Raw genomic sequence first — 18863 nt, 5'->3', positions numbered from 1 at the left:
CCATGAACCGCCCGGACATCCGCAAACTCTTCCGTGACGGCCTGTGGGACCAGAACGTCGTCACCACCCAATTGCTGGCACTCTGCCCCACCATGGCGGTGACCACTTCCGGCACCAACGGCCTGGGCATGGGCCTGGCGACCACCGCCGTGCTCACGGTGACGAACATCCTGCTCTCCGCCATCCGGCATCTGGTGCCCGATCAGGTCCGCATTCCCATTTTCATCGTGGTGATCGCCACCGTCGTGACCCTGGTCGACATGTCGCTCAACGCCTGGCTGCACGAGCTGCACAAGGTGCTGGGCCTGTTCATCGCGCTGATCGTGGTCAATTGCGCCATCCTCGGCCGTGCCGAGGCCTTCGCCTCGAAGAATGGCGTAGTGGCTTCGGCCTTCGATGGTCTCGCCATGGGCCTGGGCTTCACGCTGTCGCTGACGGTCATGGGCCTGATGCGCGAACTGATCGGCAGCGGCACGCTGTTCGCCCAGGCCAGCCTGCTGCTCGGCCCGGCCTTCTCCTTCCTGGAGATCACCGTGATTCCCCAGTATGGCGGCGTGCTGATGATGATCCTGCCGCCGGGGGGCTTCCTCGTGCTGGGCTTCCTGCTCGTGGCCAAGCGCAAGCTCGACGCCCGCCTGGCCAGACGCAATGCCCCGAGCCAAACCGAAAACGCTTGCTGTACCGTCTGATTCCCGAGAGAAAACATCATGCGCGTATCCGTCGCCTACACCGAAGGCAGCCGACAGGCCTGGAAGATGCTGGATCTGCCCGAGGGCGTCACCGTCCGCGAGGCCATCGATGCCTCGGGCGTGCTGCAGCAATTTCCCCATATCGACCTCGCCAGCCAGCGCATCGGCATCTTCGGCAAGCCCACCAAACCGGACGTCGCCCTGCGCGAAGGAGACCGCGTGGAAATCTACCGCCAGATCACCTGCGATCCGCTGAGCGTGCCACGCCGCCCCGGCTTCGAGCTCGACAGCGACGACGATTGATGTCCGCACCGGCCCTGCCCCTGCTGCGCCCGGCGCGCGCCGAGGACATCCCGGCCATCGCCGGCTTGCTCGCTGCGCTGTTCGCCATCGAATCCGACTTCAGCGCTGACAGCACCCGCCAGCAGGCTGCGCTCAGCCAGATGCTGGACCGGGCCGACATCCTGTTGCAGGTGGCGGAACTCGATGGCGCCGTGGTGGGCTTCTGTTCGGTGCAAACCGTGATCTCCACGGCTGAAGGCGGCCCGGCAGGCGTGATCGAGGATGTGGTGGTGGCCGCTACGCATCGTGGCAAGGGCATCGCGCGTGCGCTGCTCGCCGCGGCCGAAGCCTGGGCGCTTGGCCGCGGCATGCTGCGGCTGCAACTGCTGGCCGATCAGGACAATGCGCCGGCACTCGCCTTCTACCGCCACCTCGGCTGGCAGGAAACGCAACTGGGCAACTGGCGCAAACGGTTGCGCGGCTGAAGCGCAGCCACGATCGCGCAATCCCGGCCTCCTCGGACCGCAGGCGCATCGATGGCGCGGAATCCACGAATGGGCTGCATGGGGAGACGCCCCGAACTCCTGCCTGCATCCGGACGCGGTGCGTATTGCGGCACCCTACCGGGCTGGATTCCGGCCTTCGCCGGAATGACGTCCATTCTGAAAAATCGGTCTCTGCCTGATCAGACATCGGCATTGGGGACGGTTTTTGAAAAATGATCGAAATCAAGGCGCCGGCCGGACCCCGCGCGGAATCATGCTGCCACAACGCAGCTTTCCGATCCGTCACGGAGGTACATGCAGATGAAGACCCACGCGATTTTCCTCGGACTGGCCTTGCTCGGCACCGCCGGATGGGCACAGGCCGCGCCGGACTGCACGATCAGGCTTGGTTCCAATGACCAGATGCAATTCAGCCAGAAGACCCTGACCGTATCTGCCGCCTGCGAGAGCATCACCCTCAAACTGACGCACACCGGCAAGCTGCCGGTGGCGGCGATGGGGCACAACGTTGTCATCAGCCGCACGGCCGACGCCGACGCGGTGGCGCGGGATGGCCTCAAGGCCGGCGCGGTGGCCGGTTATCTGCAAGCGGGCGACAAGCGCGTGCTGACGGCGACGAAGATGATCGGCGGCGGCCAGACAACCAGTACCACGCTCGCAGGCACGGCCCTGAAAGCCGGTGAGGACTACAGCTTCTTCTGCTCCTTCCCCGGTCATTCGATGCTGATGCGCGGCAAGCTCGTCGTCACGCCCTGACGGCGCAGCCGCACAAGCGCATCCAGCCCCATCAGGAATACCCCCCGCGGACCGCCCACGACGGTCCGTGGTGGTGCCGGCACGCGCCGATGCGGCGCGCGGTCCGGCTCACAACACGAACAGACAAGGAGACAATCATGAATGCCTTCATCCGGTCGCTGTCCGCCGCCATTGCGGTGCTCTGCCTCATGGCCGTTCCAGCCCATGCCACCGACGCGCTGCAATTGGTCGGCCAGAGCCTTGCACAGGCTCCCGATCTCGCCAGACTGCCCCGCCAGCAGGTCAAGCTCAGACGCCCGCCTTTCGTACACGAACATGAGCAGGTGGCAAAAGGCGGGCCCAAGGTCGTGCAGTTCACGCTGCCGATCGTGGAGAAGGAAATCGTCATCGACGAGCTGGGCACGAAGATGCACGCGATGACCTTCGGCGGCTCCATCCCCGGGCCACTGATGGTGGTGCATGAAGGCGATTACGTGGAGCTGACCCTGGTAAATCCAGCTGGCAACACCATGGTGCACAACATCGACTTCCATGCCGCGACCGGTGCCCTGGGCGGTGGCGATCTCACCCTCGTGGCCCCCGGTGAAGAAGTCACCCTGCGCTGGAAGGCCACCCGGCCCGGCACCTTCGTCTATCACTGCGCACCGGCCGGCCCGATGACGCCGTGGCACGTGGTGGCCGGCATGCACGGCACGGTGATGGTGTTGCCGCGCGGCGGTCTGAAGGATGGCAACGGCAAGCCGCTGCGCTATGACCGCGCCTACTACATCGGCGAAACCGAGTTCTACATCCCGCGCGATGCGGAAGGCAATTTCAAATCCTACGGTTCGCATGCCGAAGCCCTGCCCGATACCCTGGCAACGATGCGCGGGCTGACGCCCTCTCACGTTGTCTTCAACGGCGCGGTCGGCGCACTGACCGGCGAGCGCGCACTGACCAGCAAGGTCGGCGAAACGGTGTTGCTGGTGCATTCGCAGGCCAACCGCGACAGCCGTCCGCACCTGATCGGCGGCCACGGCGACTACGTGTGGGAGGAAGGAAAGTTCAACAACCCGCCGCTGCGCGACCTGGAGACGTGGTTCATCCGCGGCGGCTCCGCCGGCGCCGCGCTGTACACCTTTCGCCAGCCCGGTCTGCATGTGTATCTCAACCACAACCTGATCGAGGCGATCCTGCTCGGCGCGGCCGCGCATATCCAGGTCGAGGGCAAACAGTGGAACCACGACCTGATGACCACGCCGTCGCCTGTCGGACCGATCAGACCGTCGACGGACCTGTCGCTGCCGGCGGAGAAGTAAGCGGCAGGCGCAGCTGTGTCGGGTCAAGCCATTCGGGCCGGGCAAAAACAGGGCGGTTCGCGCCGGATTGAACCCGCCCATGCTTCGACAGGCTCAGCACGAGTGGCTTTGGAGGGTCGGGGCGATGCGCCCTTGCCCACCAGAATCCGCTCACACTGAGCGTCGCGCAGCGGATTCGAGGCGTGGGCCAATCAGGGCTTCAGTCATTTGACCGCAGGTTTGACAATCCTGCCGTGCCCGTAATGCCGTTCAATTAAGCCCTAGCCCTCTCAAATCTGCGTCATTGCGGCTTGCGCCGGAATGACAGCGTTGTCTGACGTGAGCGGGATCGCCGCCGTGCCTGCTCAATGGCGCGAGAAGAGGTCATGCACCCAGCAGAATTTGGCGGTGATATCGAACGGCGGCTCGGGCTGCGGCTCGCCGGCAAGCCAAGCGCGCACGGCCCCGGCCAGATCGGCAGCGCCGGTCAGCAGCACCTCACAGCCGCGCTGCTGCATCTTGCGGAAAAAACCGTCGCCGGCACTGTAGGTCAGGATCAGCTGCACACCATCCAGCGGATGCGGGCCATCCCCCTCGAAATTGTGGATCACCTGCTGGTTGGTGAGCTCGATGCGCTCGGGCGAAGGCACGGGCGCGGAAGCATCGAGCGGCTCCAGCAGAGAATACACCAGCCATTTGCGGGACTTGCCGGCATGCCCGGCGGGGCTGACGAAATCACGGGTCGGAATGGCGATCTTCATGCAAACCTCGGATGCTTTCCAGGTGCTGGTGCGCATTGCGCACCCGACGAATTCTGTGTCCCAGCCCGGGGAGTGCGTCGGCCATGTGTAGGGCGCCGCAGGGAACAATGAGCGAAGCGAATTGCGCCGGTTGGATGCGGCAAAACGAAACATCCGGCGCAATTCGCTTCGCTCATTGACGCCCTACGAACCCGCTCGTGCCGAGGTATCGCCGCAAGAACGGGCCCGGCCACTCATACCGCGCCGCGCGTTTCGCGGAACTTGCCGTTGCTCAGCGCGGCCAGACCGGAGAGCTCGGCGGCTGCCGACTTGCGCGGCTGGTAGCTGGTGAGCTCGGCGGCCACGGCGCGGATCTTGTCGGCGCTCGACAGGCTCTTCAGGTCGCCTTTTTCCAGCGCGGCCAGGTCCATCAGCTCTGTCCAGACCAGCCCCTCATCGATGGGCAGCAGCACCAAACGGGCGCCATTCGCTTCCACCACCGTGGCCTGGGTGATATCGGGCACGAACAGCAGCACGCTGGTCGCGGCGCGGATGTCCTGACCATACTTCACGACGATGTCCGGCACGTCGGCAACCGTGTCCACCAGACCGGCCAGGAAAACCAGGCCTTCGCCGTCGGACAGCGCATTGACCTGGGTGAGCACCTTGACCGGCGGCTTGCGGCGGCCGGAGGCATCCCCGATCTCGCCTTCGATGACGATCAGCTCGCCGCGATAGGCCACCGCCTTGGCATCCTCGGTGGCTTCGAGGAAGTTCATGTTGAAGAACAGACCGGCCTGTTCGTAGTTCTTGAGCAGCATGGTGTATTTCCTGTGTGGTGTTTGAATCTTCAGGTCTTTTCGGCGCTGCCGCAGCCACAGGAATGCCCCTCTTCGCCGCTGCAGCAATCCCGGGCCGGCGCACTGCGGCCCACGATCAATGCCAGCAAGGAGCGCACCGCATGGGCCGCACGACAGGGGATGCCTTGGGTGGCATGGCAGAACTTCTCATGCAGGTTGCGCGGTTCGGTGGTGAGATGACCCTGGCACATGGCAACGCCTCCTTGATGGATGATCAGCAGCATTCGAGCTCGATCTTGTCGAGCAGCAGCAGTGCCTCGACATCGTCCGCAGCTTCGAGCTGATCGCGCAGGATGTTGAGGTGGGCATGGATCAGGAAAAGCTCGTCGTGCCGGGGGCCGCTCACGGGGTTGAGCTTGCGCGCGAGAAGCTGCCAGAAGGCATTGCTGCGCGCTTCGTCTTCCATGTAAGGGCGCAGCATCCCGACCAACCGGCGAGCCTGACCATCGCAGTCGAGCCCGATGAAGCTGACGTAGCGGTCCTGCTCCTCGGTCTTGCCCTGGCACAGGCAAGGCGGTTCATTCATCGTCATCGTCGTCTTTCAGGGCGATGGTCAGGCCGGTGGCCGCTTCGATATGCGGGGTGAGCTGGGCACAGTGGCCCGCCGTGGCGATGCCATAGAGCGTGAAGCCCTTGCCTTCGGCCAGCGGCCGCAGCCGGGAGGGAATGTCGTTGTCCAGACAGCACGAGAAGATGAAGCCGGGGAAGGCCTGACGCAGTTCGGCATCAATGTCGGGGCGCGCCGCATTGCCACCGGCCAATGCCTGGCACACCTGCTCGATGAGCGCCGGCGTGACCGTGCCGGCATCCGGTGCGCAGACCTCGCTCATGCTTCTTCCTCGGCGGCGAGTTCGCTGGCGTACTGCGCCAGCGAGGGGGGCGCGATCCCCATCACGCGCGCCAGCCAGGGCGGCGGGCTGACGAGCGAGCGCTGCAGCCGGGCAACGCTGTCGCGCGCGGGGCCGGAGGTCGGGATCTTCACCGGATGCACGTTGGCGCGGATCACCTTGGCCGCAGCCGGGCCGCCGATGGACTGGACGTAGAGCACATCGCAATCGGCAATCAGCTCGGCGCGTGCCAGATTCTTGTCTTCGGCATACTCGGCCTCCAGCGTGGAGCGCAGTTCGATCAAGCGCATCTCGGTGGCCGAAACCTGATAGACCAGAAAGCGCTCGCAGGAGCCGAAATGGCCATCCAGCATCTCGCCGGCATTGGAGGCACAGGCCAGGCGGATGGATCCGGGCATGTCGCCTTCCTGATAGGGCTGCCGCACCGGCAGATCGCTGCCGGCCACGCCTTCGCCCCAGAGGATGCGTACCGCGCGCTTGAGGTCTTCCTTCTCCATCTGGCAGATGCCGCCGCCATCACCATCCATGGCTTCGCGCAGCAACTCGACCGAGCAGCCGACAAGCTTGGCCTCGGTGATCGGCAGTTCGATCTTTTCGGCCAGTGCGAGCGTCAGTTCGCGCGGGGCGACCTTGAGTTCCAGCGCGGCCAGTCCGATGCGCAGAGCGGCTTCGCGGGTGATGGAGGTGTTCATGGTTTTCTCCTGAAGAGCGGGGCAGGAGTAGGGTGCGCACAGCGCACCATGCGGATGCCGGTGCGCTGTGCGCACCCTACGATCTTGATTACATGTAAACGATGCAGCCGTCGCCCGAGGGGCAGGTGGACTGGCAGGTGGGGCCGTCGTCCTTGTCCTCGCATTCATTGCAGACATCTGCCTTGATCTTGACGATGCCACCCTTCTCAAAGATGGCCTGCGTGGGACAGACCGAAACGCAGTCACCACAGCTGCTGCATTCGGCGACGAGGATCTTCATTGCCATGATGGTTCTCCTTGAACCGGGTTTGGGTACTGGGGTACGGATACGGGGCGTGCGCCCCGATACCCGATTCCCGTTGCCTGGGTGTTACTCCACCCCGTCCAGGCGCTTTGCCCTCAGCGAGATGGGCAAGCGCGCAGGCGCGGGGATGGGATCGATGTAATACACGCCGCCATTGGCCAGCTTGAGCTCGCCACCCCATTTCTCCGGGGCGTCGAATTCAATGGAGGTGATGTTGTCTTCGATGTCGCGCTTGGGCAGGTAAAACACCAACCCGCCTTCCGCGTTCTTGCGAATCATGATGTTGGCCATGGACAGCTCCGTTCAGGGTGGAGACAGCAGGGATGCCGGGAGAGCAACCGGGCGACCGGGTTTCCCCGGCGCCCTTCGCCCCTCTCAGTGGCGCCCGCTCTCAACGCACCACATCAAAGTTGTAATCCGTGTCACCCATGTACTTGGTCTGCTCGTCCAGGCGCTCGAGCACGGCATTGGTGAGCGTGGTGAGGATGTACATCGCGCCCTCATAACCCAGGGTGGTCATGCGGTGCAGGTGATGACGGTCAAAGATCGGGAAGCCCAGGCGGATCAGCGGCACTTCGAACTCGGGGCCCTTGTGCAGCGTGTCGCGCTGGATGGTTTTGCCGTAGCTGGAGCCGATGACGAAGTCAGGCTTGTCGGTGAAGCAGAGGCTGCGCAGGTGCCACAGGTCGGCACCACCGTAGGTCTTGCCGTGCACACCGTAGGGCGAGGATTCGAGCAGCTTCTTCATCGCCTTTTCCCAACGCTTGTTGCTGTTGGTGCAGACGATGTGGGTGGGCTCGATGCCCAGTTCCATCATGAACTTCACCAGACCCAGCAGGAAGTCGGGGTCGCCGAAGACGGCCATCTTCTTGCCGTGCAACCAGGCGTGCGAGTCGGTCATCATGTCGATGAGGCGGCCGCGCTCGATGTTCAGCGATTCGGGAATCGCCTTACCGGTGAGTTCCGAAATCTTCATCAGGAATTCATCGGTCCATTCCACGCCCATCGGGGGGTTGATCTTGGGCGCTTCGTGGTTCCACACGCCTTCCACGTACTTGCGGCTCTTCTCGAGCGTGGTGGGCTGCATGAAGAGCGTGGTGATGGCGTTCGGCGCATCCTTCATCTCGTCGATGGTGGTGCCGCCGGCATACATGTTGTATTCGCCGGTGGCCGGGGTGTCGAGCACTTCGGACGGATCGCAGAGCATGGAATACTCGACGCCCATCTCGTTGAGGATGCGCTTGATCACACGGTAGTTGCCAAGATAGGTCTCGAAGCCCGGCACGATGTTGATCTTGCCGTTGGAGCCGACCGACTTGCCTTCCATGCTGGTGAAGTACTTGGCGATGCCTTCCCACATGTTGTCCCAGCCGGTGATGTGCGAACCGACGAAGGACGGAGTGTTGGCGTAGGGGACCGGGAAGTCCTTGTCCAGATAGCCTTCCTTGCGGGCGTTGCCGATGAAGGCGCCCAGGTCGTCACCGATCACTTCTGCGATACACGTGGTGCAGACGGCGATCATCTTCGCGTCATACAGCTTGGTGGCGTTCTGCAGACCCTCATGCACGTTCTTCTGGCCGCCGAACACGGCCGCGTCTTCCGTCATCGAGTCGGCGATGAAGGCAATCGGCTCCTTGAAGTGGCGGTTGAAGAAGGTACGGAAGTAGGCCACGCAGCCTTGTGAGCCGTGGATGTACACCATGGTCTTTTCGAAACCCAGGCCGCACAGGGCGCCGCCCAGAGGCTGGCAGACCTTGGCCGGGTTGATCGAGAGCGCTTCGCGCTTGAAGTTCAGTTCCTGGTATTCCAGCGTGGTGGTCCAGGCAAAAGTCTCGGCGACCTTTTCCTTCGAAGGCATTTCTTCGAAGTTGGCACGCTTGCTGGCCATGAGTTCCTTGTACTCGGGCTCCTGGAAGAGCGGGAAACAAGGCTTGATCTTGTCGATGGTTTGCATCTTGCATCTCCTTGCCCGGCCACTCAGCCGTGGACGCGGGGGAAGGTTGTTCGATCGCGGCACTTTCGCGCCACGGGTCATGCGTAGGGAGCTCCGCGCGCACCTTGCCATCCGTGCGCTTGAGGCGAATGGTGCGCAAGGCGCACCCTACGTCTGCGTCGTCTGTCAGGCAGCCTTCTGCTCTGGCTCGGCTGCGGCCGGCTTCTGCCAGGGGGCCTTGAAGAGGCTCCAGCAGGGGTTGTTGACCGTCATGTCCATGTCGCGGGCGAAGATGGCGAAGCCATCGAAGCCGTGGTACGGACCGGAGTAGTCCCAGGAGTGCAGCTGGCGGAAGGGCACGGCCATCTTGTGGAAGGCGTACTTTTCCTTGATGCCGGAGCCGATCAGGTCGGGCTTGAGCTGACGGACGAATTCCTCGAACTCATAGCCAGTGACATCGTCATAGATCAGCGTGGCGTCCTTCATGTCCTTCATCGTGCGGTCATAGTCGTCGTTGTGGGCGAACTCGTAACCGGCACCAACGACTTCCATGCCCAGATCCTCATAGGCACCGACGGTGTGACGCGGACGCAGGCCACCGACGTAGAGCATGACCTTCTTGCCTTCCAGACGCGGGCGGTACTTGGCGATCACGGCATCCATGATCGGGGTGTACTTGGCGATCACGCGCTCGGCGCCTTCCTGGATCTTCTCGTCAAAGTGCGAAGCGATCTCGCGCAGGCTTTCCTTGATCTTGGTCGGGCCGAAGAAGTTGTATTCCATCCAGGGGATGTTGTACTTCTCTTCCATGTGGCGCGCGATGTAGTTCATCGAGCGATAGCAGTGCAGCAGGTTCAGCTTGACCTTGGGGGTGTTCTCCATTTCGGTCAGCGTGCCGTCGCCGGACCACTGGGCGACCACGCGCAGGCCCATTTCCTCGAGCAGGATGCGCGAAGCCCAGGCGTCGCCACCGATGTTGTAGTCACCGAGAATGCAGACGTCGTACGGGGTGCCTTCGAACGGCTGCTCGTCGCGGGCGGAAAGGATCCAGTCGCGCACGGCGTCGTTGGCGATGTGGTGACCCAGCGACTGGGACACCCCACGGAAACCTTCGCAGCGCACCGGCACGATGGTCTTGCCGATTTCGGCCGCCTTCTTCTTCGAGACGGCTTCGATATCGTCACCGATCAGGCCGACCGGGCATTCGGACTGCACCGAGATCCCCTTGGAGAGCGGAAACAACATTTCCAGTTCGTCGATCAGCTTGGCGAGCTTCTTGTCACCGCCGAACACGACGTCCTTTTCCTGGAAGTCGGACGTGAAGTTGATGTCGCAGAAGGAATCCACGCCGGAAGTGCCGGCGAAGTAGTTGCGGCGGCCACCACGCGAGTAGGCACCGCAGCCCACGGGGCCGTGCGAAATGTCGATGATGTCCTTGATCGGACCCCACACCACGCCCTTGGAGCCGGCGTAGGCGCAGCCGCGCTGGGTCATCACGCCCGGCAGCGACTTGCGGTTGGAGGTGATGCACTTCTTCGATTGAGTGATCGCCTTGTCATTGACCATCAGGTGCTTGGCGCGATCCTTCTTGGCCTTCTCGGGATAGACCTCAAGCACTTCCTCAATGAGTGCCTGAGCCCGCTCGCGGGTGAGTTCTTCGGACATGAGCTTCTCCTTGCCCCGGGCTATAGCTCGCCACGGCGCACAGAATGTTGAATGACTTGCGCACGGCACCCGGCGTCCGCCGGGCTCGGCATGGCACGCCGGCAACGCCGGCGAACCATGCCAAAGGCATCGATCAGGCAGCTTCCTTGGACTTGCCGACGATGGACTCGTCTTCAACGTCCATGATGCCGAACTCCATCAGGATGTCTTCCAGCTCTTCCATTTCCAGCGGCGTCGGGATCACGAACTTGGTGTTGTTCAGAACCTTCTGTGCCAGCGTGCGGTATTCGTCGGCCTGATTGGCCTTCGGGTCGTACTCGATCACGGTCATGCGGCGGATCTCGGCGTGCTGCACGGCGTTGTCGCGCGGCACGAAATGGATCATGTGGGTGCCCAGCTTGGCGGCCAGAGCCATGATCAGCTCGTCTTCGCGGTCAGTCTTGCGGCTGTTGCAGATCAGGCCGGCCAGACGCACGCCACCCGAATTGGCGTACTTCACGATGCCCTTGGCGATGTTGTTGGCGGCATACATGGTCATCATTTCGCCGGAGCAGACGATGTAGATCTCCTGCGCCTTGTTTTCGCGGATCGGCATGGCGAAACCGCCACACACCACGTCACCGAGCACGTCGTAGAACACGAAGTCCAGTTCGTCGTCATAAGCGCCTTCCTCTTCGAGGAAGTTGATCGCGGTGATCACGCCGCGGCCAGCGCAACCCACGCCGGGCTCCGGGCCACCGGATTCCACGCACTTGACGCCGCCAAAACCCACCTGCAGCACGTCATCCAGTTCCAGGTCTTCCACCGAACCGGCGTCAGCCGCCAGTTGCATCACGGTGTTCTGAGCCTTGCTGTGCAGGATCAGACGGGTGGAGTCGGCCTTCGGGTCGCAGCCGATGATCATCACCTTCTTGCCAGCCTCGGCCAGCGCGGCCACGAGGTTCTGGGTCGTAGTTGACTTGCCGATGCCACCCTTGCCGTAAATTGCGCATTGACGCATTTTTGCCATGGTGCTTCTCCTTGAGGGGAACGTTGCTCGGGTCAGGCAGCTGTGCTACCAACGCATCCATCTGCGCAGCGCCTGACAACTCGCAGCTCTAATCGCAACGCCTGTGCCAGGATCTGGCACGCACACATAACTCTATGAAAAACAAGGAAAATTAAAAACATGCCGGAGCAAACGAACCGTGTGGCATGCGACAAAGGCCAGACGCAGTGTCAGGATGGCGACAAGCCAGCAGCCAATCCGCCCCTGCCCGCGTGGGCCCGATTGCCGATCAATCGTTGCAACCTGCCAGCCATCATCCTGGGCAGCCTCAGCTTCCAGGCATCCCCCTCGCCACTGCTGCTCGATGGCGTGCATGAGCTGCATCGCGACTTCTTCCGCATGCTCGCCGAACGTCAGCAGGCCGAAGAACGTGTGGCCATGTTCTACAGCTACATGAATCTGTGCTTCCGCCTGGAGGCACTGGAAGAGGCGGGCCTGAGCACGGCTACGCCGAAGAACCGGGGCAAGCTCAATTACCTCAAGCTCATCCGGGGCTGGCATTTCAACTCCGACAGCGTCGAGGGCGCGGTGATGAAAGCCTGGGCGGAATCACGCTTCGGCCTGCTGCCGCGCCACCACTGCGCACCGATCCGCGATTTCTCCAGCGAACCGTATCGCCTCTATCTGGAGCAGCGCGCCACTGGCCTCTACAACACCAATGCCATCGAATCCCAGCTGGATCTGGTCTACACCTTCACGCAGATCGAACTGGCACGCCGCTACCCCGAGCAACAGCACTTGAGCCTGTATCGCGGCATCAACCGCTGGGAGGCCCACGAACGCCTCGGCGAGCGCGATGGCCAGGTGCTGGTGCTGTTCAACAACGTGAACTCCTTCTCCACCGATCCGGAGCGCGCCAGCGAATTCGGCGACCGGGTGATCGTCACCGACGTGCCCCTGGCCAAGATCATCTGTTGCGACGAAGTCTTCCCCGGCAAGCTGCAGGGCGAAGGCGAAGCCCTGGCCATCGGTGGCCTGTACGCAGTCCGGCGGGTCTGAGTACGAGGTGCGCACGGGAAGCGCAGCAGCCTCTTGAAAAGGGACGGTATTCACCCGCAAACAAAGGCTCTCCTTGGCCGGACGACGCGCCGCAAGCGCGTGCCCTGACTGCAAACCGCTCTGCCGGTTCGTACGCCCGGGTCCGGCTTCCGCCGGACAGGACGGCGCTTTGTATCAAAGCCGACAGACCCGCAATCACGACTTCCAGCGCTGGCAAGGGCCTTGCCTCATGGCGCAAAGCTTGCAAGGCAAGGGCAGGAGGAATCGACATGAATGCCCCTGACCTGCCCCCGCTGCAACGCCTGGCCGCCCGCGCGCCTTCGCTCGAAGTCCAGGTGCTGGCCTGCATGCTCGCCGAATCGCAACGCGTCGGCGCGCGGCCGCTGATCCGCGGTCTCAGCGCAGCGTCATTCGCCGTACTCTGTGCCACCACACTGGCCGGCATCGATCTGGACAACAGCGGGCAGGCGCAATCGACGACCTTCGACGAATTCGAAGAGCTCTACCAACTGCTGATGGAATACGCGACACCGGCCGACCGCATGGCCAAATGGCTGGCCGCCGCCATCGCCAGCGCGGCGCAGCGCGACAACCATCTGTGGCAGGACCTGGGCCTGCCCTCGCGCACCGAGCTCAATGCCATCCTGCGTCAACGCTTCCCCGGGCTTGTCGCCGCCAACAGCGCTGACATGAAGTGGAAGAAATTCTTCTACCGCCAGCTCTGCGAACGCGCGGGCGTGCCGATCTGCAAATCCCCGAACTGCACGGACTGCGTAGACCACCCCGTCTGCTTCGGACCGGAGAACTGAGCATGCGCCCCTGCGTGCCCGACGCGGTACTGACCGCGATGCTGGAAGAGGACGCCCCCTTCGGCGACCTCACCACGCGCGCCCTCGGCATCGGTGCACTGCCGGGCACCCTGGACATGGCCGCGCGTGGCGGCATGTGCCTGTGCGGCAGCGAAGAAGCCGCACGCCTTTTCGAGCTGGCCGGCGCCCGTATCCTGGAATGCCTGCCCAGCGGCAGTCGGCTGGCCGCCGGCACCCGCTTCCTGCGTGCCCAGGGGGATGTAGAAGCCCTGCATCTGGCCTGGAAGACCGCGCAGACACTGGTCGAATACCTGTCCGGCTTCGCCTCGGGCGCAGCAGCCATTGTCGATGCCCTGCGCAACGCCGGCTTCAGCCAGCCCCTGGCGTGCACACGCAAGAATTTCCCCGGCAACCGCAGACTGGCGGCCAAGGCCGTCGCGGCAGGCGGAGCCGTGGCGCACCGCCTGGGTTTGTCGGAAACCCTGCTGGTGTTTCCCGATCACCGGGTGTTTGTCGACAAGGCCACATTGGCTGAACGCTTCGCGACGATTCGGCGCCAGTACCCGGAAAAGAAACTCGTGGCCGAAGCGGGCGATGCGGACGAGGCGCTGTGGCTGGCTACGTGCGGCGCCGACATCATCCAGCTCGAGCGTTTCAGCCCCGAAGCCCTGCAGGCCTGCCGGGAACGCTTCGCCGGGCAGGGCCTGGGAGCACAACTGGCACCGGCCGGGGGCGTCACGCTGGCCAACGCACTGGCCTACGCCGCTGCCGGCGCGGATTTCCTGATCAGTTCCGCACCGTACTTCTCACCGCCACGCGACGTGAAGGTGACATTCCTCTCCCACTGATCGCCGGAGGCCGGCCGTAATTTGGCACGGTATTCGCTATATATCGTTGTAAATAACGAAAACGAGCGAAACATGCATCCAGACATGAATCCTGCCCGCGCGGAAGAAAAAACACTCCGTCCCAGGCAATGCGGCAAGCACGATCATTTCGAATGGCGCACCGGCCTGCCCCTTGCGTGGCTGACGCAGGTGGTACGGCCGGTCTTCTTCTCCACGCACCGTGACTACGAGGTCGATGCCACCCGGGTCACCGGTTACGAATACGAAGATCGCCCCTGCTATTGCCATTACGACGTGCTGATCACCGAGCTACGCAGTGATGACGACGAAACCTGGTTCATGGCACCGCTCTACGGCGAGCAGCTCACCGGCTGGCGCCTCATCGACGACCGCTGGCTGATCCGGCGCCAGATCTTCCAGGGCGAGGACTGTCAGGCCTCGCAATCCTTTTTCACCTTCTCCGGAGAAATGCCGCGATGAACCATGCTGTCCCGAATTCCATGCGCCGCCTGTTCCTGTCTCTGCTGGTCGCTGGGGGCTGTCTCGCCAGCCTCGGTGCCCATGCCGAGCCTGCCACCTTGCTGGTGGCTGCGGGCGCGGGCTACAAGCGGCCGGTCGAAGAGATCGCCAATGGCTTCGAAGCCGGTGGCAAGGCCCATGTGGAGCGCGTATACGGGCACATGGGGATGGTCATGACCCAGGCGCGCGTCAGCGGCAAGGTGGCCGTGGTGTTCGGCGAACAGGCGGTGCTGGAGAAGGATCCCAACGTCAGGTTCGAGCAACTGCTGCCCGTGGGGCGCGGTCGCCTGGTTCTGGCCTGGCCGAAGAACCGCAATTACAAGGGGCCGCAGGATCTGCTCGCCGCCGGTGTGGAACGCATCGGCATCCCAGACATGAAACAGGCGATCTTCGGCAAGGCCGCGCGGGAGAGTCTCACCCATGCTGCATTGTTCGACCGGCTGGAACCCCGGTTGATCACCGCGCCAACGGTGCCTCAGGTAGCGGCCTGGCTGCAGAGCGGCGAGATCGATGCCGGCTTCATCAACCTCACCGAAGCCCTGGGTGTGCTGGACAAGATCGGCGGCTATGTCGAACTGCCGCAGGAGAGCTACACCCCGGTCAACATCGCCGCCGGCATCGTCTCCGGCAACAGCTCGCCCGCCCTGCCGGCCTTCGCGGATTACCTGCGGACACCTGCCGTGCAGGAGATCTTCAAGCGCTACGGCCTGTGATGCGTGATGCCGTGCGATGAGCGCCCTCCTCACCACGTTCCAGACGACGCTGTCCGATCCGGGCGTACGCCTGGCGCTACGGCTCACCGCCGAGGTGGCGCTCTACGTGCTGTGCCTGCAGGCCGTTGCCGGCGTGCTGCTGGGCTACGCGCTGTCGCGCCCGGGCTGGCGCGGGCGGTCGCTGCTGGATATCGCCATCACGCTGCCGCTGGTGTTCCCGCCGATGGCGCTGGGTTTCGTGCTGTTGCTGCTGATGGGGCGCGAGGACTGGCTGGGACGCTGGTGGCTGGCGGCCGCCGGGGAAGGCTTCGTGTTCACCAAGCCGGCCGTGGTGCTCGCGAGTTTCATCGCCGGCCTGCCGCTGGTGGTCAAACCGGTGCAGGCCGCGATGGAGACGCTCTCCGCGCGGCTTGCGGAGGTGGCACGCACGCTGGGCAAGCGCGAATGGGAAATCCTGCTCTTCGTGCTGCTGCCCAACGTCAGGAAGGCCCTGTTGGCCGGCCTCGCGCTGGGGCTGGGGCGCTCGCTAGGCGAGGTGGGCATCACGCTGATGCTGGGCGGCAACATCGTGGGCCGCACCAATACGCTGTCGCTGGAGATCTTCAACGCCGTGAGCGGCGGGGATTTCGACCGTGCGATGGTGCTGACGGTATTGCTAGGTCTGGTTTCGGCGCTGGTCTTCGCGGCAATGCGGCGGGCGGGGAATCCCGCATGAAATCGCCGGAACAACGGAAAGCTGGAAGTGAAACCCGCTTCCGGCAGGCGGAGAAAGTCTCAGCGCCTGGCGCCGATGATCACGGACGAAGCCTTGATCACGGCCGTGGCGGACAAGCCCTCCTTGATGCCCAGATCGCCCGCAGCCTCACGCGTGATGCTGGCGAAGATCTCCGCGCCGCCGGGCAGGCCGATCACCACCTCGGCACTGACCGGACCGGGCACATATTTCTTCACGCTGCCAGCCAGGCAGTTGCGCGCGGAAAGCTGCACATCGCTGCCATCGGTCATCACCATCACGCTGCTGGCCTTCACCAGTGCCACGGCCGGCTTGCCCACGGCCAGCCCGAGCGAAGCGGCGCTGGCCTGGGTGATGGTGCCCACGATGCGGTCGCCACCGACCGTGGTGAGTTCGACCTCCGCGCTGACCGGACCCGCCGTGATGGCGCTGATATTGCCTTCGAAAACATTGCGTGCACTGATCTTCATGATGCGGCCTTTCAGATATCCGTTGTATTTCAACGAAAAAATAATGGTTTGAATCCTATCCGGGCTCATTGCGATATCACAACCATAACGGAATCCGTGGACAGCCGATTCAACTCCGTTTTAAATCTGGATTGCTATATAAATACTTATATAGCGAATTTCATATGAATGGATTCGCCAGAAATGAATAGAAGCACACGATTGATCGGCCGCTTCGGCATGGATCTCGCCGCTGGCAATTTCCTGGGCGACACACGCATCCGCCTGCTCGAAGCCATCGAGCTCACTGGCTCGATTTCACAGGCCGCACGCGAGGTGCCTTTGTCCTACAAAGCCGCCTGGGATGCCGTGGATGCCATGAACAATCTCTCCGAAGCGCCCCTGGTGGAACGCGCGGTGGGCGGCAAGCATGGCGGCGGCACCACGCTGACCGCCTATGGCAAGCGTGTGGTGGCGCTGTATCGGGCGATGGAGGCGGAATACCAGCAGGCGCTGGATCGTGTGGCGGCCAGCCTGGACAACGCGGAAGACAGCAACCCGCAGACCCTGCGTCGGCTGATGCGCAGCGTCAGCATCACCCCCTCGGCACGCAACCAGTTTGTCGGTCCGGTCACCACGCTGCGCGCGGGCGAAGTCACTTTCGAGGTCGGCATCCGCTTCGATGGCATGAACGAGATCGTCGCCCAGATCTCGCGCGAGGGCGCTGAGCAGTTGCAGCTCACGCTGGGCCGCGAGCTGCATGCCTGGGTGAATTCCTCGGCGGTGATTCTGATGACCGATGAATCCCTGCGTATCTCTGCGCGTAATCAGTTGTGGGGCGAAGTCCTGCGCATCCACGAAGGGCCGGTGTCGGTCGACGTGGTGCTGGCCCTGCCCGGAGGGCGCACGGTATCCGCCCTGATCACCCGTGAATCCCTGCAGGAACTCGGCCTTCGCGAAGGCTCGCGCGCCTGCGCAGTGTTCAAGGCCTCCAGCGTGATGCTGTGCTCCTTCGAATGATTTTTCTTCCCTAAGCCATACAGAAAAGTAATGCGATGAAAGTCCTGGTATCCCTGCTGGCCGCGATCGGTCTCATTTCCTCCGTGCACGCCGCCGAAGTGAAGGTGGCCGTGGCGGCGAACTTCACCGCGCCGGTCAACAAGATCGCGGCCGATTTCGAAGCCGACACGGGCCACAAGGCGGTGATCTCCACCGGCCCCACCGGCGGCTTCTACACCCAGATCAAGAATGGCGCTCCGTTCGAAGTCTTCCTGGCGGCGGATGACGAGCGTCCCGCGCTGGCCGAAAAGGAAGGCCTGGGCGTGAAGGGCACCGTTTTCACCTACGCCATCGGCAAGCTTGTGCTGTGGAGCGCCAAGCCCGGGCTGGTGGACGACAAGGGCGAGATTCTGAAGAAGGGCAATTTCAACAAGCTCTCCTACGCCAACCCGAAAGCGGCTCCCTATGGTCTGGCTGCCGTGGAAACGCTGAACAAGCTGGGGCTGTATGACACGCTGGCACCGAAGTTCGTGCAGGGCACCGACATCACCCAGGCGCTGAATTTCGTGTCCACCGGCAATGCCGAGATCGGCTTCGTCGCACTGTCGCAGGTCTGGCAGGACGGCAAGCTTAAGGACGGCTCGGCCTGGATCGTGCCCGGGGAGTACTACAACCCCATCCGCCAGGACGCCGTGCTGCTCACCAAGGGTGAAAACAACCCCGCCGCCAAGGCATTCCTGGAATACCTGAAGGGCGCCAAGGCACGCGCGGTCATCAAGTCTTACGGCTACGAGTACTGATCGCCCGGCAGCAGAAGCACGCGGGAGGGCCTCCCCTCCCTTTTCATCCCGTTCTCGTTCTTTCCATTCAACGATGCTCGAATCACAGGATCTTGCAGCCGTCTGGCTGACCCTGAAGCTGGCCACGACCGTCACGGTCCTTCTGCTGGTCTTCTGCACGCCGCTCGCCCTGTGGCTTGCCAATACCCGCTCGCGCTGGCGTGGCGTGGTCAGCGCCCTGGTTTCCATGCCTCTGGTGCTGCCCCCCACGGTGCTGGGCTTCTATCTGCTGCTGCTGATGGGCCCCAACGGCCCGGTCGGCAAGATCACCCAGGCTCTCGGCCTGGGCGTGCTGCCCTTTGAATCGCCCCGGGTTTCCTAGACAGCCCCGAGCTTCATGAAATACTGTTTTTCA

At 63.3% G+C, this 18863-nt stretch carries 25 protein-coding genes and 1 pseudogene; 14 read left to right on the top strand and 12 right to left on the bottom strand.

The features are described from left to right. Nucleotides 1-2 precede the first annotated feature (2 nt). The 5 genes from BGI27_RS02485 (at nucleotide 3) to nirK (ending at nucleotide 3531) form a co-directional block, all read left to right on the top strand. The gene (locus tag BGI27_RS02485; protein WP_095523338.1) at nucleotides 3-689 is read left to right on the top strand and encodes an electron transport complex subunit E; all 687 of its coding nucleotides are present in this window, start codon (nucleotides 3-5) and stop codon (nucleotides 687-689) included. A gap of 18 nt (nucleotides 690-707) precedes the next feature. Continuing rightward, nucleotides 708-992, top strand: a complete 285-nt coding sequence (locus BGI27_RS02480; protein ID WP_095523337.1) for an RnfH family protein — start codon at nucleotides 708-710, stop codon at nucleotides 990-992. Further along, complete coding sequence (locus BGI27_RS02475; protein WP_095523336.1) at nucleotides 992-1456, top strand: GNAT family N-acetyltransferase; 465 nt, start codon at nucleotides 992-994, stop codon at nucleotides 1454-1456. The genes BGI27_RS02480 and BGI27_RS02475 overlap by 1 nt, the downstream gene beginning before the upstream one ends. Before the next feature lie 315 nt (nucleotides 1457-1771). Beyond that, complete coding sequence (azu, locus tag BGI27_RS02470; RefSeq protein ID WP_095523335.1) at nucleotides 1772-2233, top strand: azurin; 462 nt, start codon at nucleotides 1772-1774, stop codon at nucleotides 2231-2233. A 137-nt stretch (nucleotides 2234-2370) separates the two neighbouring features. Beyond that, nucleotides 2371-3531 (top strand): copper-containing nitrite reductase, encoded by a 1161-nt coding sequence (nirK, locus tag BGI27_RS02465; RefSeq protein WP_095523334.1) that lies wholly within the window; start codon nucleotides 2371-2373, stop codon nucleotides 3529-3531. A gap of 344 nt (nucleotides 3532-3875) precedes the next feature. On the opposite strand, the gene BGI27_RS02460 is transcribed toward nirK, so the two are convergent. The 11 genes from BGI27_RS02460 to nifH all read right to left on the bottom strand — a co-directional run bounded on the left by BGI27_RS02460 (nucleotide 3876) and on the right by nifH (nucleotide 11561). Next, complete coding sequence (locus BGI27_RS02460; RefSeq protein ID WP_095523333.1) at nucleotides 3876-4271, bottom strand: NifB/NifX family molybdenum-iron cluster-binding protein; 396 nt, start codon at nucleotides 4269-4271, stop codon at nucleotides 3876-3878. 233 nt (nucleotides 4272-4504) lie between these two features. Beyond that, on the bottom strand, nucleotides 4505-5071 hold the full coding sequence (locus BGI27_RS02455; RefSeq protein WP_095523332.1) for a hypothetical protein: 567 nt from the start codon (nucleotides 5069-5071) through the stop codon (nucleotides 4505-4507). Nucleotides 5072-5100: 29 nt separating this feature from the next. Then, nucleotides 5101-5301, bottom strand: a complete 201-nt coding sequence (locus BGI27_RS02450) for a hypothetical protein (RefSeq protein ID WP_141239686.1) — start codon at nucleotides 5299-5301, stop codon at nucleotides 5101-5103. A gap of 23 nt (nucleotides 5302-5324) precedes the next feature. Then, on the bottom strand, nucleotides 5325-5636 hold the full coding sequence (gene cowN / locus BGI27_RS02445) for a N(2)-fixation sustaining protein CowN (protein WP_170942877.1): 312 nt from the start codon (nucleotides 5634-5636) through the stop codon (nucleotides 5325-5327). Next, the gene (locus BGI27_RS02440; protein WP_095523329.1) at nucleotides 5629-5940 is read right to left on the bottom strand and encodes a DUF6129 family protein; all 312 of its coding nucleotides are present in this window, start codon (nucleotides 5938-5940) and stop codon (nucleotides 5629-5631) included. Before BGI27_RS02440 ends, cowN begins: the two co-directional genes overlap by 8 nt. Continuing rightward, the gene (locus BGI27_RS02435) at nucleotides 5937-6650 is read right to left on the bottom strand and encodes a dinitrogenase iron-molybdenum cofactor biosynthesis protein (RefSeq protein ID WP_095523328.1); all 714 of its coding nucleotides are present in this window, start codon (nucleotides 6648-6650) and stop codon (nucleotides 5937-5939) included. The genes BGI27_RS02440 and BGI27_RS02435 overlap by 4 nt, the downstream gene beginning before the upstream one ends. A gap of 88 nt (nucleotides 6651-6738) precedes the next feature. Beyond that, nucleotides 6739-6936, bottom strand: a complete 198-nt coding sequence (locus BGI27_RS02430; protein ID WP_095523327.1) for a 4Fe-4S binding protein — start codon at nucleotides 6934-6936, stop codon at nucleotides 6739-6741. Between the two features lie 84 nt (nucleotides 6937-7020). Further along, on the bottom strand, nucleotides 7021-7245 hold the full coding sequence (nifT, locus tag BGI27_RS02425; protein WP_095523326.1) for a putative nitrogen fixation protein NifT: 225 nt from the start codon (nucleotides 7243-7245) through the stop codon (nucleotides 7021-7023). Between the two features lie 100 nt (nucleotides 7246-7345). Next, nucleotides 7346-8908 carry a nitrogenase molybdenum-iron protein subunit beta gene (gene nifK, locus BGI27_RS02420; RefSeq protein ID WP_095523325.1) on the bottom strand — a complete coding sequence of 521 codons (1563 nt, stop codon included), beginning with the start codon at nucleotides 8906-8908 and terminating at the stop codon, nucleotides 7346-7348. Between the two features lie 165 nt (nucleotides 8909-9073). After that, complete coding sequence (gene nifD / locus BGI27_RS02415; RefSeq protein WP_095523324.1) at nucleotides 9074-10552, bottom strand: nitrogenase molybdenum-iron protein alpha chain; 1479 nt, start codon at nucleotides 10550-10552, stop codon at nucleotides 9074-9076. 133 nt (nucleotides 10553-10685) lie between these two features. Further along, the gene (gene nifH / locus BGI27_RS02410) at nucleotides 10686-11561 is read right to left on the bottom strand and encodes a nitrogenase iron protein (protein WP_095523323.1); all 876 of its coding nucleotides are present in this window, start codon (nucleotides 11559-11561) and stop codon (nucleotides 10686-10688) included. A 159-nt stretch (nucleotides 11562-11720) separates the two neighbouring features. On the opposite strand from nifH, the gene BGI27_RS02405 reads away from it, so the two are divergent. From BGI27_RS02405 to BGI27_RS02380, 6 genes are all read left to right on the top strand, one after another. After that, entirely contained in the window at nucleotides 11721-12599 is an 879-nt protein-coding gene (locus tag BGI27_RS02405) for an NAD(+)--dinitrogen-reductase ADP-D-ribosyltransferase (RefSeq protein WP_095523322.1), read from the top strand. Nucleotides 12600-12868: 269 nt separating this feature from the next. After that, on the top strand, nucleotides 12869-13408 hold the full coding sequence (locus tag BGI27_RS02400) for a nitrogen fixation protein NifQ (RefSeq protein ID WP_095523321.1): 540 nt from the start codon (nucleotides 12869-12871) through the stop codon (nucleotides 13406-13408). Between the two features lie 2 nt (nucleotides 13409-13410). Beyond that, nucleotides 13411-14256, top strand: coding sequence for a ModD protein (modD, locus tag BGI27_RS02395; RefSeq protein WP_095523320.1), 846 nt, complete (start codon nucleotides 13411-13413; stop codon nucleotides 14254-14256). Between the two features lie 84 nt (nucleotides 14257-14340). Beyond that, nucleotides 14341-14736, top strand: a complete 396-nt coding sequence (locus BGI27_RS02390) for a hypothetical protein (protein WP_095523319.1) — start codon at nucleotides 14341-14343, stop codon at nucleotides 14734-14736. Further along, nucleotides 14733-15488, top strand: a complete 756-nt coding sequence (modA, locus tag BGI27_RS02385; protein WP_095523318.1) for a molybdate ABC transporter substrate-binding protein — start codon at nucleotides 14733-14735, stop codon at nucleotides 15486-15488. The genes BGI27_RS02390 and modA (BGI27_RS02385) overlap by 4 nt, the downstream gene beginning before the upstream one ends. 16 nt (nucleotides 15489-15504) lie before the next feature. Beyond that, the gene (locus BGI27_RS02380) at nucleotides 15505-16203 is read left to right on the top strand and encodes a molybdate ABC transporter permease subunit (RefSeq protein WP_095523317.1); all 699 of its coding nucleotides are present in this window, start codon (nucleotides 15505-15507) and stop codon (nucleotides 16201-16203) included. 59 nt (nucleotides 16204-16262) lie between these two features. Here BGI27_RS02380 and BGI27_RS02375 read toward each other — a convergent pair whose 3' ends face one another. After that, the gene (locus tag BGI27_RS02375; protein ID WP_095523394.1) at nucleotides 16263-16691 is read right to left on the bottom strand and encodes a TOBE domain-containing protein; all 429 of its coding nucleotides are present in this window, start codon (nucleotides 16689-16691) and stop codon (nucleotides 16263-16265) included. Between the two features lie 183 nt (nucleotides 16692-16874). Between BGI27_RS02375 and BGI27_RS02370 the strand changes: the two genes are divergently transcribed. The 3 genes and pseudogenes from BGI27_RS02370 to BGI27_RS02360 form a co-directional block, all read left to right on the top strand. After that, the gene (locus BGI27_RS02370) at nucleotides 16875-17690 is read left to right on the top strand and encodes a TOBE domain-containing protein (RefSeq protein WP_095523316.1); all 816 of its coding nucleotides are present in this window, start codon (nucleotides 16875-16877) and stop codon (nucleotides 17688-17690) included. 35 nt (nucleotides 17691-17725) lie between these two features. Next, entirely contained in the window at nucleotides 17726-18469 is a 744-nt protein-coding gene (modA, locus tag BGI27_RS02365; protein WP_095523315.1) for a molybdate ABC transporter substrate-binding protein, read from the top strand. Nucleotides 18470-18542: 73 nt separating this feature from the next. Next, nucleotides 18543-18809 (top strand): annotated as a pseudogene (locus BGI27_RS02360) (molybdate ABC transporter permease subunit); the annotation flags it as partial. Nucleotides 18810-18863: the final 54 nt, after the last annotated feature.

Origin of the sequence: Candidatus Dactylopiibacterium carminicum (assembly GCF_014736495.1) — a bacterium.
GTDB lineage: Bacteria > Pseudomonadota > Gammaproteobacteria > Burkholderiales > Rhodocyclaceae > Uliginosibacterium > Uliginosibacterium carminicum.
The sequence above is the reverse complement of the archived record's forward strand: the minus strand, read 5'-3'. Positions and strand labels throughout refer to the sequence as shown.

What these genes read in the sequence shown, in the direction of transcription:
- BGI27_RS02430 (WP_095523327.1), bottom strand. Translation starts at nt 6,936, where the DNA reads ATGGCAATGAAGATCCTCGTCGCCGAATGCAGCAGCTGTGGTGACTGC.
- nifD (WP_095523324.1), bottom strand. Translation starts at nt 10,552, where the DNA reads ATGTCCGAAGAACTCACCCGCGAGCGGGCTCAGGCACTCATTGAGGAA.
- cowN (WP_170942877.1), bottom strand. Translation starts at nt 5,636, where the DNA reads ATGAATGAACCGCCTTGCCTGTGCCAGGGCAAGACCGAGGAGCAGGAC.
- BGI27_RS02435 (WP_095523328.1), bottom strand. Translation starts at nt 6,650, where the DNA reads ATGAACACCTCCATCACCCGCGAAGCCGCTCTGCGCATCGGACTGGCC.
- azu (WP_095523335.1), top strand. Translation starts at nt 1,772, where the DNA reads ATGCAGATGAAGACCCACGCGATTTTCCTCGGACTGGCCTTGCTCGGC.
- modA (WP_095523318.1), top strand. Translation starts at nt 14,733, where the DNA reads ATGAACCATGCTGTCCCGAATTCCATGCGCCGCCTGTTCCTGTCTCTG.
- BGI27_RS02375 (WP_095523394.1), bottom strand. Translation starts at nt 16,691, where the DNA reads ATGAAGATCAGTGCACGCAATGTTTTCGAAGGCAATATCAGCGCCATC.
- nifH (WP_095523323.1), bottom strand. Translation starts at nt 11,561, where the DNA reads ATGGCAAAAATGCGTCAATGCGCAATTTACGGCAAGGGTGGCATCGGC.
- modA (WP_095523315.1), top strand. Translation starts at nt 17,726, where the DNA reads ATGAAAGTCCTGGTATCCCTGCTGGCCGCGATCGGTCTCATTTCCTCC.
- nifT (WP_095523326.1), bottom strand. Translation starts at nt 7,245, where the DNA reads ATGGCCAACATCATGATTCGCAAGAACGCGGAAGGCGGGTTGGTGTTT.
- modD (WP_095523320.1), top strand. Translation starts at nt 13,411, where the DNA reads ATGCGCCCCTGCGTGCCCGACGCGGTACTGACCGCGATGCTGGAAGAG.
- BGI27_RS02475 (WP_095523336.1), top strand. Translation starts at nt 992, where the DNA reads ATGTCCGCACCGGCCCTGCCCCTGCTGCGCCCGGCGCGCGCCGAGGAC.
- BGI27_RS02485 (WP_095523338.1), top strand. Translation starts at nt 3, where the DNA reads ATGAACCGCCCGGACATCCGCAAACTCTTCCGTGACGGCCTGTGGGAC.
- BGI27_RS02450 (WP_141239686.1), bottom strand. Translation starts at nt 5,301, where the DNA reads ATGTGCCAGGGTCATCTCACCACCGAACCGCGCAACCTGCATGAGAAG.
- nirK (WP_095523334.1), top strand. Translation starts at nt 2,371, where the DNA reads ATGAATGCCTTCATCCGGTCGCTGTCCGCCGCCATTGCGGTGCTCTGC.
- BGI27_RS02390 (WP_095523319.1), top strand. Translation starts at nt 14,341, where the DNA reads ATGAATCCTGCCCGCGCGGAAGAAAAAACACTCCGTCCCAGGCAATGC.
- BGI27_RS02370 (WP_095523316.1), top strand. Translation starts at nt 16,875, where the DNA reads ATGAATAGAAGCACACGATTGATCGGCCGCTTCGGCATGGATCTCGCC.
- BGI27_RS02455 (WP_095523332.1), bottom strand. Translation starts at nt 5,071, where the DNA reads ATGCTGCTCAAGAACTACGAACAGGCCGGTCTGTTCTTCAACATGAAC.
- BGI27_RS02380 (WP_095523317.1), top strand. Translation starts at nt 15,505, where the DNA reads ATGAGCGCCCTCCTCACCACGTTCCAGACGACGCTGTCCGATCCGGGC.
- BGI27_RS02480 (WP_095523337.1), top strand. Translation starts at nt 708, where the DNA reads ATGCGCGTATCCGTCGCCTACACCGAAGGCAGCCGACAGGCCTGGAAG.
- BGI27_RS02460 (WP_095523333.1), bottom strand. Translation starts at nt 4,271, where the DNA reads ATGAAGATCGCCATTCCGACCCGTGATTTCGTCAGCCCCGCCGGGCAT.
- BGI27_RS02405 (WP_095523322.1), top strand. Translation starts at nt 11,721, where the DNA reads ATGCCGGAGCAAACGAACCGTGTGGCATGCGACAAAGGCCAGACGCAG.
- BGI27_RS02440 (WP_095523329.1), bottom strand. Translation starts at nt 5,940, where the DNA reads ATGAGCGAGGTCTGCGCACCGGATGCCGGCACGGTCACGCCGGCGCTC.
- BGI27_RS02400 (WP_095523321.1), top strand. Translation starts at nt 12,869, where the DNA reads ATGAATGCCCCTGACCTGCCCCCGCTGCAACGCCTGGCCGCCCGCGCG.
- nifK (WP_095523325.1), bottom strand. Translation starts at nt 8,908, where the DNA reads ATGCAAACCATCGACAAGATCAAGCCTTGTTTCCCGCTCTTCCAGGAG.